This is a genomic window from Streptomyces sp. LZ34, assembly GCF_053890475.1.
On sequence record NZ_CM132680.1, the window covers coordinates 1,161,606 to 1,175,383 of the forward strand.

The following is a 13,778-nucleotide window of genomic DNA, read 5'->3' on the forward strand; positions in this document are numbered from 1 at the left end:
CCGACGCCGAACCATCGCCTGCCGGAGCGTCCGCAGGGCCCGGTCACTGGGCGCCGCCGAAGGCGCCCGTGGCGCGCGCGTCCCAGGCAGCCAAACCCAGCAGGACGGTCGCCGCGCCACCGATGAGCATCAGCGGTGTGGCGATGCCCGCTGCAAGGCTCAGCGCGGCGAGCCCCGCGATCGCGAGCAGCCGTGACCGCGGCACCTGCCCGAAGACGGCACGGGTGAAGAGCAGATGTCCGGTGAGGAAGAGCGCCGGCCCGCCCAGGACCGCGCACGCGGTCCCCGCGGTCACCCGGCCGTCGGGGTGCGCGATGGTGATCTCGACGGCGACGGCGGTGAGGATGACCCCCGCGATCATGGGGATGTGCAGATAGGTGTACGCGGAGCGACCGAGCCGTCCTGGATCATCGGATGCCGCGATCCGTTCGCCGGCGGCATCGGCGGCCCGGTGGAAGTAGATCCACCACAACGCGACGGCAACGGTGAAGGCGGAGAGGAACGCCGCCACCCGCGCCGCCGACGGCTGGCTGTCGCTGAACGTGGCGCCGGCGACCAGGAGCGACTCGCCGAGCACGATGATCATGAACAGCTGACACCGTTCGGCCATGTGCTCGGCGTCGATCGTCCACTCGGAGGTGCGCGAGCGACCGAGGAACGGAGTGGTGTAGCCGTGCCAGGGCGCGGCGTACTCCAGGGCCAGCGCGGCCAGCCACAGGACGGTTCTCGCCGGTCCGACGGTGAGGCCCCCCACGATCCAGACCACGGCGGTGAAGCTGTGCCAGGCCAGGACGCGCTGGAACGTGGGCCCCAGGGGATGGGACCTCGCGGCTGCCGCGACGAAGAGCGACCGGCCCACCTGGATGACGGCGTAGGCGCCGGCGAACCACAGTCCGCGCCCGTCGAACGCCGACGGGATCGCGGCCGCCATGACCAGGCTGGCCAGCATCACAACGACCAGGGTCAGCCGGACCGCGACATGGTCGGGGTGAAACCAGTTCGTGGTCCAACTGGTGTACATCCACGCCCACCAGACCGCAGCCAGGAGAAGCAGTGTCTGTGCTGCGCCTTTGACCGTGAAGTGCGCCACCAGCCCGTGGGCGAGTTGCGTCACCGCGAAGACGTAGACCAGATCGAAGAACAGCTCGAACGGCGTGACCGGCGTGCCCCGTGGGCCACGCCGCCGGAACATCCCGTCGGCGAATCTCTCACCATGCGTGGTCACGACGTGGTGCCGGCCTGCGGTTGCCACGGCGGCAGAGCCCGGTCCCACACCGGCACCGGCACCGGCTCGTCCGTGCCCGGTGTGCTGGCGCCGGGCCGGGAGAACCGCACCGCCATCCGGGTGCCCCACTCCAGGCAGCCTACGATGGTGGCGCGGAACTCGGGGTCTTCCGGCAGCCCGACCTCGTCCGCGGTGTCGAGCAGCAGGTTCATCCAGCGGCGTCGCTGCCGCTCGGTGATGGCCTTGCCGAGATGGCGGCCGAACATGTGCGTCTGAACGCCGTGCTTGTCCGAGTGGACGGGCGGGCCGCCGAGCGCCTCGCCGAACCAGGCCGCGACATGGTGTGGGTGTGCCGGATCCATGTCCTTGGACAGCGGTGCGAGCTCCGGATCGGCGGACACATGGGCGTAGAAGGCGGTGAACAGCCGCTCGAGCGCACTCGCTCCGCCCGCCCAGGTGTACGGGGTCGGTGCCGCGGAGCCCCTGCCCTTGATCCCGGTCGGCCGGTAGTGGCGCATCTCCTCGATGGCGCTCACGTACGGCTTGATCTCGGCGAAGAACGCGCGGAACGCATCGCTGCCCCGGAACCCCTCGAGATGGTCGGCGGTGGAGGTCCAGGTGATCCGCAGGATGTAGTACTCCGGGTCTTCCTCACAGCGCGTCAGTTCGTAGTCGGCGCACTGCGGGGCGCTCGCCAGCGGTACCGACGCGCGGCGGTAGGCCACCTCGAAATCGGCGGCCTGCGCTTCGGGTATCCGGTAGCGGATGTACTCGATGCTCATGCGGCACAGTCGATCACCGCGTATATGTGGTGACAAGAACGAACCTTGTGGTGCGTAGCGGGGAGGAGACGGCGTGAGCATCGCCCGGAAGCGGTATTACTGCCCGGTGGAGGTCGCTGTCGATGTACTCGGCAAACGGTGGACACCGGTGATCCTGGCCCATCTCAAGGAGGGCGTGCACCGCTATGGGGAACTGCGCCGCAGGATGCCGGAGGTGAGCGAGAAGGTGCTGACCCAGCGGTTGCGAGAGCTCGAACGCGACGGGCTGGTGGAGCGGACCGTGCACTCGGGCACACCGGCACCGGTGTCCTACCGGCTCACCGAGGAGGGCCGCGGCCTCGCGCCCGTACTCCAGGCCCTTTACGACTGGGGATGCGAGCGGGCCGGCCGGCACGGCGTGGCCATCGAACCCGTCGAGCCCGTGACACCCGCCGGGCCGTCGGGGTGACCGGCTGAACGATTCCGTGCCCGCGGCCAGGTCATGGACGCGGGCACCGAGGGCGTTGCCTCGCCTTGACGCGGCAGGCACCGTGCAGCCGGGACACCCGAGCACGGTCCGGAAACGGTGAAGGCCGTCTCCGCTACCCGCGGAAACGGCCTCCGACCCAACATCCTACGAGGCGATCGACTCGGCAGCGCCCCCGACACAGACCCACACTGTCTGAACAGTGTGGGCGCAACAGGTCCGCGGTCCGTGACCGTCAGCTGTTGGAGAAGCGACCCGCCTGGGCAAGGATCTCCTCCGGGTCGTCAATCGGCGGGTAGATCCACAGCGTGTTGATGTTCTCCTTGAGGGTCTTTGCTTCCTCCCCGGTCGACACGACCTTGCGGTCCCAGCCCTGGGTGACAACGGCTCCAACAGGGCCGAGGTCCAGGCAAGTGACGTAGGGGTCAGGCGTGAAGGGCAGCAGAGCGTTGCCGAGGAGCTCGGCCACCACGTTATGGCCGGCGAACTTCCCCATCGGCAGGGCGTGCTGGCAGCTCTGCAGCGTGGAGTGCCCCTCTTCCGCGGGGGCGAGTGCGGTGTCGCCGGCCGCGTACACGTCGGGGACTCCGGTCACCCGGAGGTAGGTGTCGACAGTCAGCCGCCCCAGCCGATCGCGTTCGCCCGGGATCTGTGCCGTGAGGGGGCTCGCGGCCATACCGGCCGTCCACACGATGGTTGCCGCGGGGATCACTTCGCCGTCCGAGAGTGTGACGTCCCTGCGGGTCGCCGATGCCACGGTGCGCCCCAGGCGCCGTTCGACCTTCAGTTCGTCGATCGCAGTCTCGATGGTGGAGCGGGGGCCCGTGCCGAGCTCCGGGCCGACGACGTCGGCACGGTCGACCAGAACGACCCGCACGTCGTCGGCATCGCCCTGTCGTTCGGCGATTGCCCGAAGCCGCTCGCCCAGCGCGGTGGCAATCTCCAGACCAGTGAAGCCGGCCCCGACCACGACGGCCGTGTACCGGCCCTGGGACGGAGCCTGCTCGGGCAGCCGCCGCAGGTGAATGTCGAGTGCGGCCGCCGCAGACAGGGTGTCGATGTCGAAGATGTCCTGCGAGCCGGGGAAGTCCGGGCGCACCGCCTGACTGCCCGTGGCCAGGACAAGCTTGTCGTAGGCCAGGTCCAGTTCCTCACCGGTCCGATCGACGGCGCGGACGGTGCGTGCCACGGTGTCGATCCCGGTGACGGTCGCCGTAACACGGCGTACGCCGATGGGACCGAGAACGCGGTCCAGAGGCACCCGCATCCCCTCCGGGTCAGCCTCGTACAGACGCGGGCGAATAACCAAGTCGTCGCCACCGCTGACCAACGTCACCTGCAGGTCCTCACCGGCGGTCGCTGCCTCACGCGCGGCACGAACGGCTCCCGCGGCGCTCCACACGCCGGCGAAACCCCCGCCGATGATCAGGACATGCTTCATGAACTTCTCCCTCTTTCAACACGTTTCAACACGACGGGAAGGTGCCTCTCTCTGACGGGCGCGCCTGCTGCGGTCGCCCGAACGGCAAACCCACCGTCAACAATTCAGGACACTACATATCCTGGATATATAGTGTCAAGATTTCCGCTTCAGTGTGTCCACTTCAGCCACGGCCGAGTCCTCGACCACGGATGTCTCCACGTGGGTCGATCTCAGGCATGTAATGTCCGCGATATGCGAATGGCTAAGGGTGTTGAGTGGGCACTGCACACACTGCTCAACCTGGACATGGTCGGCGGCGGCCCCGTGGGCAGCGGCCAGCTTGCCGAGGCTCACGGCCTGTCAGCTTCCTACCTGAACAAGCAGCTCCAGCAACTCGCCAGAGCGGGGCTCGTGATCTCTGTTCCCGGGCCGCGTGGAGGTTTCCGCCTGGCGAGATCTCTCGGCGACATCACGCTGCTGGACGTGGTCGAGGCCATCGAGGGGGACACGCAGCTCTTTCACTGCACAGAAATCCGTTGCTACGGCAAGATCGGCGAACTTTCACCGCCGCCTACAGACGCTTGTGCCGTCAACACAGCCATGCGTCGCGCAGAACAGGCATGGCGCCTGGCTCTGGCCGCCCAGAAGCTTGCCGATATCAGGTCAGAGCTGGACCAAACTCCGATGATACGCCAGGTCGTACAAACTGCTTTTGACTGAGCGTGCGACCTGGCAAGCGAGTCGTATCCAGCGCCACGCCTCCTCTCGGTTCGGTGTTCAGCGTGCGGATCGGCGCAATGACGGGTGCAGAGCGGTCATGCCACGATGTATTGAGGAACGCACAGCGACCATACAGTGGGAAGCAACATACTGTCACACGCTACCGACCGCCGCTGCCCGCCTGCACCCAGGGTCGCACCGCTTCGACGACACAGACGAGACGCACGTCACGCCGGCCTTCCTGTCACACTTTGCCGACCTATCCCGTCAGTAGTGTGTATCTGCAACGTGGCTAGGAGATCTCCATGGATTCGCGTCTCAACTACTTCGGCAATCCCCTCGCGGCCAAGGTGCTGAAGCACATCAACTCAGCCGGCAAGGCGGTATCGGACTCGACGCTGCCGACCGCGACACAGGAACTGGTGAAGATTCGCGCAAGCCAGATCAACGGCTGCGGCTTCTGCACTGATATGCACACCAAGGACGCCGCCGCCGCGGGGGAAACCTCGCTGCGCCTCAACTTGATCGCGGCCTGGCGGGAGGCCACAGTCTTCACCGACGCCGAGCGCGCCGCACTGGAACTGGCGGAGCAGGGCACCCGCATCGCCGACGCAGCCGGTGGTGTCACGGATGCGGCCTGGGCGAACGCTGCCAAGCACTTCGACGAGGAGCAGCTCGTCGCCCTGATGTCCCTCATCGCCATCATCAACGCCTACAACCGCATCAACGTCATCAACCAGCAGCCCGCCGGGGGCTACCAGCCCGGCCAGTTCGGCTGACCGGCGAACTGTCCCGGCCCGGACTCGTGCTGTCCGTCTCCGCGCCACACCGGCCTGTGGTGTGGGGACGGGCCGCCGACGCGTGACCGTGAGCGCGTACTGCCGCGGCTTGTAGACTGGTGCTCCGAAGTTGGAGGACCAATATGCACGCCGGGGACGACGCAGCCTCCCTTGAACAGGCAACGCGAGAGTTCGTCGCAGCGCGTCCACAGCTTTTCGGCATCGCGTACCGCGTACTCGGTAGTAGCGTGGAAGCCGAGGACATCGTTCAGGAGGCGTGGCTGCGATGGCAGAACGCCGACCGTGCCGACGTCCGCGAGCCGGCAGCGTTCCTGGCAACTGTCACCGCGCGTCTGGCCATCAACCACGCCCAGTCCGCCAGGGTGCGGCGCGAATCGTATATCGGTCCCTGGCTTCCGGAACCAGTCGATACCAGCCTGGACCCGCAATTGGGCGCGGAGCGGGCTGAGGCGCTGGAGCTGGCGGTTCTCTTTCTTCTGGAGAAGCTGAACCCGGTGGAACGGGCCGCTTACGTGCTGAGGGAAGCCTTCGGCTATCCATACAAGCAGATCGCAGACATGCTGGAGACGAGCGAAGCCAATACACGCCAGCTGGTGAGCCGCGCCCGGAAGCACCTGGTCGCCGAAAGAAGGGAGCCGACCAGCCCGGCTGCTCACCGGCGTCTGATGGAAGTTTTTCTCGCCGCAGCACAGACAGGCAATCTATCCGCGCTCGAGGATGTTCTCGCTGCGGACGTTGTCAGCTATTCCGACGGCGGAGGGGTACGCGGAGCATCCAAGATTCCAGTCATCGGACGTCTGCATGTCTCCAAGTACCTTGTGGCCTTCGCACCACGCTTCTGGCCTCAGTCCGACATTCGTTGGGTCGAGGCCAACGGTCGGCCGGCGGTCCTCATCTCGTCCGGCGGAAAAGATGTGGCTCTGCTGTCCGTCGACGTGTCGGCAGAGGGTATCGACCGGATCATGTGGGTGATGAACCCGGCGAAGCTGACGCCTTACGTGGCCTCGCTGAGCAGCTGAGACCGCCTGTTCACCGAGCACGCGGCGGCGGCAAGTGTCACAAACACCCGGATCACCTGGTCGTAGTGAACGACAACCCGGCGATCGGAGTAGAACAGTGGCTGTCATCGAACGACGTCTTTCCACCATGGTGCTGGTGATCGGTACGGGGGGAGCGGGACTGCGGGCAGCGATCGAACTGGCCGAAGCCGGTGTCGACGTCCTCGCCGTCGGCAAGCGCTCCAAGGAAGATGCCCATACGGCACTCGCTGCCGGGGGAATCAACGCGGCCCTGGCCACGATGGACTCCGAAGACAGCTGGCAGCAGCATGCCGCCGACACCCTCAAGGAGAGCTATCTGCTCGCCGACCCCCGCACCACGCAGATCGTCACCCAGGGCGCGGCCCGGGGCATCGATGATCTGGAGCGGTACGGCATGGCCTTCGCCAGGGAAGAAGACGGCCGGATCTCCCAGCGCTTCTTCGGCGCGCACAAGTTCAGGCGCACCGCCTTCACCGGGGACTACACCGGCCTGGAAATCCAGCGCACTCTCGTCAGGCGCGCGGAGCAGCTCAATATCCCGGTGCTCGACGGCGTCTACATCACTCGGCTCCTGGTGCATGACGGTGCCGTTTTCGGCGCCTACGGTTTCGACCTCACGCGTGGCACGCGGTACCTCATCCATGCCGACGCCGTCATTCTCGCGGCGGGTGGCCACACCCGCATCTGGCGGCGCACGTCCTCACGGCGCGACGAGAACACCGGTGACTCGTTCCGTCTGGCCGTGGAGGCAGGAGCCCGCCTGCGCGACCCTGAGCTGGTTCAGTTCCACCCCTCCGGGATCATCGAGCCGGAGGACGCGGCCGGCACCCTCGTGAGCGAGGCAGCACGCGGTGAAGGCGGCATCCTGCGCAATGCCCTCGGGGAACGGTTCATGGCCCGCTATGACCCCGAACGCATGGAGCTGTCCACCCGCGACCGCGTGGCCCTCGCCTCATACACGGAGATCAAGGAGGGACGCGGCACCCCCAAGGGCGGAGTGTGGCTCGACGTCTCTCACCTGCCACGGCAGACGATCATGACGCGGCTCCCCCGGGTCTATCAGACTCTTCTGGACCTCCAGATGCTGGACATCACGCGCGAGCCCATCGAGATCGCCCCCACCGCGCACTACTCGATGGGCGGGGTCTGGGTACGGCCCGAAGACCACAGCACGGACGTCCGCGGCCTGTACGCGATCGGCGAGGCATCGAGCGGGCTGCACGGCGCCAATCGCCTCGGTGGCAACAGTCTGATCGAGCTGCTGGTCTTCGGCCGGCTCACCGGCCAGGCCGCCGCCGCCTATTCACTGGCGCTGACCGCGCAGCAGCGGTCGGCGTCAGCAGTGGCCCAAGCCCGTGCCGAGATCGACGATCTCCTCGCAGCGGACGGACCGGAGAACGTCCGCGCCCTGCAGCGCGCCATCCGCAACACCATGACCGAGCACGCGGGAGTCGTACGCGACGAAGAGGGGCTGCGCGCCGGGCTGGCGGAGCTCACCACGATCGAGAAGAGGATGGAAGACGTCGGCGTCCACCCCGATATAGCCGGCTATCAGGATCTCGCACACGCCTTTGATCTCAAATCCGCCGCTCTGGCAGCCCGGGCCACGCTCGAGGCAGCACTTGAGCGCCGTGAGACCCGTGGCTGCCACAACCGCAGCGACTACCCGGACCTGGATCCCGCGCTGCAGGTCAATCTCGTCTGGTCCCCGGCGACGGGTGTCACCCACGAGAGCATTCCGGCCATCCCGGACGAGATTTCCTCTCTGATGGAGGAGGTCTCGACCGAAGGAAAGCTCGCTGAATGATCAGCTCGTCGCAGCATACGCGCCACGCATGACAGCGACCGAAAGGATTCGTCCTGCAGGGCGCGTCGGTCGTCGTCGACGTATCCAATTCCCCCTCGTTCGAGGACGAGGCCGTCATGGACTTCTTCCGCACCTCGACCACCAACCTTCTGAAGGCGGAGGCCGAGGCCGGCGTGACCCACCACGTGGCCCTGTCCGTGGTCGGCACCGACCGGCTGCAGGAGAGCGGATACTTCCGCGCCAAGCAGGCCCAGGAAGAGCTGATCAAGGCATCCGGGATCCCGTACTCCGTCGTCCACGCCACCCAGTTCTTCGAGTTCATGAAGGCGATCGCGGCCTCGGCGACGGAGGGCGACACCGTGCGCCTCGCCCCCATCAAGATCCAGCCCATCTACTCCGACGATGTGGCCGCTGCCGTCGGCCGCACTGCGGTCGGCGCCCCAGTCAACGGTGTGGTGGAAGTCGCCGGACCCGACGAGTTCCGGCTCGACGAGCTCATCCGCACGGAACTTGCCGCCAAGAACGACCCCCGCACGGTCGTCAAGGATCCGCATGCCCCCTACTACGGTGCCGAGCTGAAGGAGACCACGCTCCTGCCCGGTCCTGACGCGCACATCGCCGTGACCCGGTTCGCCGACTGGCGCGCGCGGCAGTAGAGATGAGCTGATCGGCGAGGTCACCGCGGCGATTGCGGTCGGTCCGGATGCGCATCAGCGGGAGCGTGAATCAAGGAACGCGGCGATTTTGTCCGGGTTCCACAGCCACATCAGCTGGTAGATGCCTTCCCGCGAGGCCGCTGTCGTCAGGAGAGTTGTGGGTTCGCCCGCTCGGTAGATCATCACTCCCGTACGCCCGTTGGCCTCAACGGATCGGAGATCCACACCGCGCCAGAATCGCGGATAGGCAGTCGCCAGGTTCGCCACGCGCGCACGGCCCAGAACGGGTACGCGAGCAGCGCCCCGGATACCGTTGCCGTCGGACAAGCTGACGGCATCCGGGGCGAGGAGGGCCTCCAGTGAGGCGACATCGCCCGTTTGGGCCGCGGAGACGAAGGCTTCCAGGAGGCGTCGGTGTTCCGCCGCGTCCACGGTCTCCCGCTGTTCTGCTGACAGATGCTTGCGGGCACGGCTTACGATCTTCCGCACATTGACGAGGCTGAGTTGCAGGATTTCAGCGATCTCGGAATAGGCATAGTCGAACGCCTCACGCAGTACAAAAACCGCGCGCTCCGTAGGGCTCAGCTTCTCCAACACCAGTAGCAGCGCCAGCTCCAGAGCCTCCGCCCGCTGCGCGCCCACCTCCGGGTCCGAGCTCGTATCAATGGGCTCGGGCAACCACGGCCCGATGTAGGTTTCCCGGCGCACGCGAGCAGACTGGGCGACGTTGATGGCCAAACGGGTCGTCGTACTCGACAGAAAAGCCACCGGGCTGACCACCACGGAGCGGTCGGTCTTCCGCCACCGCAGCCACACGTCCTGGACCACGTCCTCAGCCTCGACCGCGCTACCGAGCACGCGGTACGCGATACCGAAAAGGCGTGGCCGGAGCTGCACAAAGACAGAAGCAGCCTCGTCGAGGGCACTGGCCGTGTGGGACGGCTCGGGATGCATATTCCTGCGGTCTCCGTTCCTCCGGTCGCAGCCCCGGAGCGGCAGGCTTCCCGCGAGTACACAGAGTTTCCATGCGCTCACAGCCCGACTACCGGATCGCATCACATATCCGAGTAAAAAATGGTTTCCGACGCTGCCATTTAAAACATTGACGCGTTACTGATCGTTGGCTGGTGTCGCGCTGCGCCCACCCGGAGGCCGCCGGTCGCTCAGCGTCGGAGAAAACACCGTGTGACTCTAATGCTCGGACACACGGTCCGGGCCAGGCGACACGAGGCACGGCATCCAGCGCACGGCTGTCACAGCTCCCGCAGCTGTTCGGTCAATCCGGGTAGCGGCTTGCACGCCGCTCACACAAGCCCTCGCAGCGAGGAAGGGAGCACATATGACTTCAGAAGTCAGGGACCGCCGATGCATCCGCGCGATACCTGCTCACGGGGCCGCAGCCGGTTCGGGGTACCGGCCGCAGGCCGTCCTCAGCAGCGTGCGGCTGCGCCGCCCGGTGTCCTTCTGCCCATCCACACGCACTCGGGTTTCGCACGACTCCCGACTTGAGCCGAAGAAAGACGCATGATGCCCCGAGACCCTGCCATGCACTTCGACCCTGCCGCCGTCAGTGTGTCTCTGGCAACCGAGGCCGCCCTGCTCGAGGCTCGGCTCCGCATGCTCCGAGAGGCGATTGACACTGTCGACGCACGCATCAAGACGGTCTCCGACGCGCTGCACCGCACGGGCTCCGCCAGAGCTGTAGAGGGTGAGGATCGCTCCATGCCGTGCCGGCCGTGACGGAACAGCTGATGACACGGCTCGGCCCCGTAGCCGGTGGGCGGTGCCCCGCCCACAGGTCGGGCACTTCGCTGAAGTGTCATGCCCATTGCGTTTGCCGCGGACAACGTGTGGGACGTCTGGTTCATCTATGTCCCACGTGGGCTACTGCATATGATGTCCGGGGATACCCATCCCGGGTCCGGACCGAACAGCACCGCAGGTGGGCCGGGGCGTGGCAAGAAGGGTCGAGAATGAGAGGAACACATGGTTTCTGTGACCCACGCGGCGCATAACGTTGAGATCACGGCTGAGAGCCTACAGAAGGACCTGGTTCGCCTGCAGGTCCAGAAGCAGGCGCTGGAGAGAGAACTGGCTGCGGTCGTAGCGCATCTTGGTTCGGTGCAGCAGGCCCTCAGCGTTCTGGAGAGCCTCATGCTCGACTCAGCTGCTGCGGCCGCTACGAGCACCGTCGGTGGTGCCTCTGCGGAACAGGACCAGGCTTCGACACCCTCAGAGCCGCACCCCGGCGTTGTCCCCGCCGAGTCCGCGGACGTCACAACGAAGGCCGGGTTTCCGGTTCAGGAGCCACAGGGCCGCGCGAGCGCACAGCATCCCGTTTCCGCCGGAGCCGGAGCCGGAGCCGACCCGGACCGGCAGCGGAAGTACGGCAAACTCACCGAGCAGATCATGGAGTACTTCGCCGGAGTAGGCGACGTCGATGTGCGTGCCCGCGATGTTGCCGCGGCTCTTGGCCGTGACTCCGACAGTGGAAGCATCAACGCGGTGCGGAGCACGCTCGATCGTCTTGTCGGTACTTCCCGTGTCCAGCGGTCCGGCCGAGGCCTGTACCGCGCCAAGCGTTCCTAAGACTTGTCCCGTATGTGTGTGCGGGGGCGGCCGGTGTGCGGTCGTGTCGTTCCGGCGTGGGCCTTGGGCCGCTGGGGTGCGGGTCGGGTCTCATCCGGGGTTGCCACGGTGCAGGGTCCGGCATTTCGCCGAGCAGAGGCCGTCCGTTGCCGGGGAAGGGTGTTCCGGCGGGGTTCGGCTGCCGCGCGGGTCCGGCCCAAGGGCGCGGACTTCGGTGCGGTTGACTCGGTCAGGGCTTCTTGCAGCCCCTGGGCGAAGAGAATCTGGGCGGTGCGGGCGCGGGTGTGGTCCAGGCGCGCGGTGGTGGGGTCGTCGGGGTCGGTGAGGGTGGTGAAGGCGGCCAGGGCGGCGGAGACCAGGTCACGGTCGCCTTTCAGCCCGCAGCCGCCTTCGGCCGGGTCACAGTGATGGATGCGGTCGCGCAGGGACTTGGGTACGTGTCGGCCGCACAGGCAGTGCTGGGACAGGGCGGTGGTGAAGGTCGAGGCACGCAGGAGCCGTCCGCTGGTGGCCGTGCACTCGGCGGCGAGTGCGGCGATCAGCCGTCCGGGGGTGGTGGCGGAACAGGCACGGCCCCACAGACGGAACCAGGTACGGATGTCACAGTCCTCGATGGTCAGGTTCGGACCGTGGGCGGCGACCAGAGCAGCGGCGATCTTCCTCGCGCGATGGCGGGAAGCCTCGGCCGCGCTCGCGGCCGAGGCACTGTGACGGGCCCGCAGATTCCGGTAGCCGGCGCTCACCATGTCGCGACGGTACGCCTGCTGGGGTTTTCCGGCCGCGGTGGTGCGCCGGGGCCCGGCCGGGACGGCGACAGCCTTCGGGGACAGGCCTGCTGCCCGCCGGCGTTGGCTGCGGGTCTGTTGGCGGCGGGAGGGCCGGTACTGGGCGGGGTTGGTGGCGCGCCGCGAGCGGTCAAGAGCGCGCTGGCGCCCCCGGGCCTTCTTGCGCGCTGCGGCCCAGGCGCGTTGCTCCTGCTCGCTCAGGGTAATCCTGGAGGAGCGTACCGGCCCGTCACCTTCGTCATTGGTGGTGGGGAAGGAGACGACGGCGAGGTTGGAGACGTTGCCGTCCACCCCGCCCACGCGCTGCAGGACGGCGGCCTGCCGGCGCCGGATACGGGTGGCGGCCGAGGCGTAGCCGGGGGCCAGGACCATCAGATGGGCCTCATAGGCCCAGCCGCCCGGGGCAGCGGGATCTCGCCTGCGCACCAGGTCGATCTTGTGCCACCGGCTCGGGTCGTTCAGGTAGTGCAGCAGATAGGGCCAGCGTCCGGCGCCCTGCGCAAGCCGCACCGGCAGGACGATATCCCCGCGCCCGGTGGGCCCTCCAGCGAAGACAACGGTCAGCGGCCCGGTGTGGTCGAACCAGGTCGCCGCCCTCGCGCGGGGGCGGCCTGCGGCGTCGGTGGTCCCGGTGGGGATGCGGCCGGTGGGCCGGGCGGGGGCGGGCATCTTCCGGGACTGGGCCAGGACGGAGATGCGCGGTGACAGGGCTGCGGCCTGCGCGGGGGCGGTGACCGAGGGCGGCAATGCGGGGTGCCGGAAGGTGTCCAGGTGTCCGGCGAGGGTGCCATGCAGGCGGAAGGTCTCCCACTTACGCTCGGTGGTGTGCGAGCGGGCCCGGCCCGGGATGCGGGTGTACTCCCACCAAGTCCCGGCCCTGGGACGCCCCGCCCGCCGCCCTGACGCGTCCGGGTGCAGGTGCCGGGCCACACCGGCCCACACCTCGTCGGCCTGGTGCATCACCAGCGCCTTCGACACATGATCGCTCAACCACCCCGAGCGCTCCAGATGCCGGTACGCGCGGTGCTCCAGCCCGGTGCGGGACAGGCCCAGCTCGGCCCGCCAGGCCTTCACGTCGCTCTCGCGCCGCACGTCACCGGCCCAGTAGGCGTCCACCACATCCCGCGCATCACGCTGCAGGGCGCGTTTGACCTGCCACATCGCCGAAAACAACTGCTCGACCCGGCGGCGGACATCCGCATCGGCGACCACCAGCGGCAGCCGGATCACCGACACCGGCGCATCCTTCGCCCGCCGCCACACCTCACCCCGGTTCGCCCCCCGAAACCGCCGCCCCGGCCCAGACACAGCCGATGACCGACTCACCACACTCCCCCTCTCCCGGACCGTCAGCGTCAGCGTCAGCGTCAGCGTCAGCGTCAGCGTCAGCGTCAGCGTCAGCGTCAGCGTCAGCGTCAGCGTCAGGCATAACGTCATGAAGTCAGTTCGGGTTACGGTCAGTTGTACGGAACTTCGTCCCGCCAC

Annotated in this window: 11 protein-coding genes and 1 pseudogene; 7 read left to right on the top strand and 5 right to left on the bottom strand. The window is 67.5% G+C overall.

What is annotated here, in order from left to right:
• Positions 1-43: 43 nt before the first annotated feature.
• Positions 44-1,225: a low temperature requirement protein A gene (locus ACWY4P_RS03860; protein WP_456208676.1), complete on the bottom strand. Its 1,182-nt coding sequence runs from the start codon at positions 1,223-1,225 to the stop codon at positions 44-46.
• Positions 1,222-2,007 carry a globin domain-containing protein gene (locus ACWY4P_RS03865; RefSeq protein WP_456208677.1) on the bottom strand — a complete coding sequence of 262 codons (786 nt, stop codon included), beginning with the start codon at positions 2,005-2,007 and terminating at the stop codon, positions 1,222-1,224. Before ACWY4P_RS03865 ends, ACWY4P_RS03860 begins: the two co-directional genes overlap by 4 nt.
• A gap of 73 nt (positions 2,008-2,080) precedes the next feature.
• Here ACWY4P_RS03865 and ACWY4P_RS03870 point away from each other — a divergent pair, with 73 nt between their 5' ends.
• Entirely contained in the window at positions 2,081-2,455 is a 375-nt protein-coding gene (locus tag ACWY4P_RS03870; protein WP_456208678.1) for a winged helix-turn-helix transcriptional regulator, read from the top strand.
• Positions 2,456-2,708: 253 nt separating this feature from the next.
• Here the strand turns inward: ACWY4P_RS03870 and ACWY4P_RS03875 are convergent, their stop codons facing one another.
• Complete coding sequence (locus ACWY4P_RS03875) at positions 2,709-3,875, bottom strand: NAD(P)/FAD-dependent oxidoreductase (RefSeq protein WP_456208679.1); 1,167 nt, start codon at positions 3,873-3,875, stop codon at positions 2,709-2,711.
• Positions 3,876-4,148: 273 nt separating this feature from the next.
• Here ACWY4P_RS03875 and ACWY4P_RS03880 point away from each other — a divergent pair, with 273 nt between their 5' ends.
• The 5 genes and pseudogenes from ACWY4P_RS03880 to ACWY4P_RS03900 form a co-directional block, all read left to right on the top strand.
• Positions 4,149-4,616 (top strand): RrF2 family transcriptional regulator, encoded by a 468-nt coding sequence (locus tag ACWY4P_RS03880; RefSeq protein WP_456208680.1) that lies wholly within the window; start codon positions 4,149-4,151, stop codon positions 4,614-4,616.
• 305 nt (positions 4,617-4,921) lie between these two features.
• Complete coding sequence (locus tag ACWY4P_RS03885; RefSeq protein ID WP_456208681.1) at positions 4,922-5,395, top strand: carboxymuconolactone decarboxylase family protein; 474 nt, start codon at positions 4,922-4,924, stop codon at positions 5,393-5,395.
• Between the two features lie 143 nt (positions 5,396-5,538).
• Positions 5,539-6,435 (top strand): RNA polymerase sigma-70 factor, encoded by an 897-nt coding sequence (locus tag ACWY4P_RS03890; protein ID WP_456208682.1) that lies wholly within the window; start codon positions 5,539-5,541, stop codon positions 6,433-6,435.
• 127 nt (positions 6,436-6,562) lie between these two features.
• Positions 6,563-8,263 carry an L-aspartate oxidase gene (locus ACWY4P_RS03895; protein WP_456212800.1) on the top strand — a complete coding sequence of 567 codons (1,701 nt, stop codon included), beginning with the start codon at positions 6,563-6,565 and terminating at the stop codon, positions 8,261-8,263.
• Between the two features lie 50 nt (positions 8,264-8,313).
• Positions 8,314-8,919 (top strand): annotated as a pseudogene (locus ACWY4P_RS03900) (SDR family oxidoreductase); the annotation flags it as partial.
• Between the two features lie 54 nt (positions 8,920-8,973).
• Here the strand turns inward: ACWY4P_RS03900 and ACWY4P_RS03905 are convergent.
• Positions 8,974-9,873: an RNA polymerase sigma-70 factor gene (locus tag ACWY4P_RS03905; protein ID WP_456208683.1), complete on the bottom strand. Its 900-nt coding sequence runs from the start codon at positions 9,871-9,873 to the stop codon at positions 8,974-8,976.
• Positions 9,874-10,905: 1,032 nt separating this feature from the next.
• Here ACWY4P_RS03905 and ACWY4P_RS03910 point away from each other — a divergent pair.
• Positions 10,906-11,508: a hypothetical protein gene (locus ACWY4P_RS03910; protein ID WP_456208684.1), complete on the top strand. Its 603-nt coding sequence runs from the start codon at positions 10,906-10,908 to the stop codon at positions 11,506-11,508.
• On the opposite strand, the gene ACWY4P_RS03915 is transcribed toward ACWY4P_RS03910, so the two are convergent.
• On the bottom strand, positions 11,505-13,730 hold the full coding sequence (locus ACWY4P_RS03915; protein WP_456208685.1) for a transposase: 2,226 nt from the start codon (positions 13,728-13,730) through the stop codon (positions 11,505-11,507). The two genes, ACWY4P_RS03910 and ACWY4P_RS03915, sit on opposite strands and share 4 nt — an antisense overlap.
• Between the last annotated feature and the right edge of the window lie 48 nt (positions 13,731-13,778).

What these genes read in the sequence shown, in the direction of transcription:
- ACWY4P_RS03895 (WP_456212800.1), top strand. Translation starts at nt 6,563, where the DNA reads ATGGTGCTGGTGATCGGTACGGGGGGAGCGGGACTGCGGGCAGCGATC.
- ACWY4P_RS03905 (WP_456208683.1), bottom strand. Translation starts at nt 9,873, where the DNA reads ATGCATCCCGAGCCGTCCCACACGGCCAGTGCCCTCGACGAGGCTGCT.
- ACWY4P_RS03890 (WP_456208682.1), top strand. Translation starts at nt 5,539, where the DNA reads ATGCACGCCGGGGACGACGCAGCCTCCCTTGAACAGGCAACGCGAGAG.
- ACWY4P_RS03910 (WP_456208684.1), top strand. Translation starts at nt 10,906, where the DNA reads ATGGTTTCTGTGACCCACGCGGCGCATAACGTTGAGATCACGGCTGAG.
- ACWY4P_RS03885 (WP_456208681.1), top strand. Translation starts at nt 4,922, where the DNA reads ATGGATTCGCGTCTCAACTACTTCGGCAATCCCCTCGCGGCCAAGGTG.
- ACWY4P_RS03915 (WP_456208685.1), bottom strand. Translation starts at nt 13,730, where the DNA reads ATGACGTTATGCCTGACGCTGACGCTGACGCTGACGCTGACGCTGACG.
- ACWY4P_RS03880 (WP_456208680.1), top strand. Translation starts at nt 4,149, where the DNA reads ATGCGAATGGCTAAGGGTGTTGAGTGGGCACTGCACACACTGCTCAAC.
- ACWY4P_RS03865 (WP_456208677.1), bottom strand. Translation starts at nt 2,007, where the DNA reads ATGAGCATCGAGTACATCCGCTACCGGATACCCGAAGCGCAGGCCGCC.